The 1,031-nt window shown below is 32.3% G+C and carries 1 protein-coding gene and 1 pseudogene; both read left to right on the plus strand.

Annotated features, from left to right (window positions below):
• The coding region (locus AQ1689_RS00200) for a PorP/SprF family type IX secretion system membrane protein (protein WP_145993707.1) at window positions 1-457 on the plus strand (457 nt) is incomplete at its 5' end.
• Window positions 458-521: 64 nt separating this feature from the next.
• A pseudogene (locus AQ1689_RS00205) lies at window positions 522-1,031 on the plus strand (hypothetical protein); the annotation flags it as partial.

Here is a 1,031-nt window from a genome sequence, read left to right on the forward strand (position 1 = left end):
TGGAGCAGGACTTTATTACTACACAAGTAATTGGTATGTAGGAGCTGCAATCCCAAATTTTATCAGCACCGATCATTATGATGATACAATTAATGGTGGTGATATTGCTACAGAACGTCAGCATTTATTTTTTATCGCAGGATATGTATTTAATTTAAGTGATAACATAAAATTCAAACCCGCGGCCTTGGCAAAGGCAGTAAAAGGCGCACCATTATCAGTAGATGTGTCGGCAAATTTTATGTTTAATGAAAAATTTATAGCAGGATTGGCATGGCGATGGGATGATTCTGTAAGTGCCTTGCTAGGTTTTCAGGCGAGTAAAAAATTATACATAGGTTTTGCTTATGATTTAACGACCTCAAATTACAGCAATTATAACTCAGGAACTTACGAGGTAATGCTTCGTTATGAGATGTTAAAAGAACACGCATTAAAATCGCCAAGATTCTTTTAAAGCATTTTAGAAAGTGCTGAAAATGACTGAAAATTACCTAAAACCCCTGAAAAAAATAAGACAGATGAAAAAAATACTATATATACTAATTTTATTAATAAGCACCGCTAGTTTTGGGCAGCGTAAATATGCTGCTGATAGGTATTATAAAGAATTTGCCTATAAAAAAGCGGCTGAATTATATGAATCAATCCATGATAAAGGCGATAACTCTTATTTGGTATTAAGCCGTTTAGCAGACGCGCAATATTTCAATTTTGAATTTACAAAAGCGGAGAAAAATTACGCCAAATTAATGAAGTTTCATGAAAAAATAGCTTCCTCAAAGCATTTGTTCAGATACTCACAGGTATTAAAAACCAACGGAAAAATAGCCAAATCTGACGCATGGCTTTTAAAACTAAAAGGTGAAAATACTAATGATAGCCGAGTGAAATCATTAGAAAGTAACAAAGATTATTTTGTAGAATATTCCAATACTAAAAAAACCTACATCAATATTCATAATGTATCAAGCAATACAAAATACTCTGATTTTGGAGGTTTTATTTATAATGATGAACTTTATTTTGCA

The organism is Tenacibaculum finnmarkense, assembly GCF_900239185.1.
Classification (GTDB): domain Bacteria; phylum Bacteroidota; class Bacteroidia; order Flavobacteriales; family Flavobacteriaceae; genus Polaribacter; species Polaribacter finnmarkensis.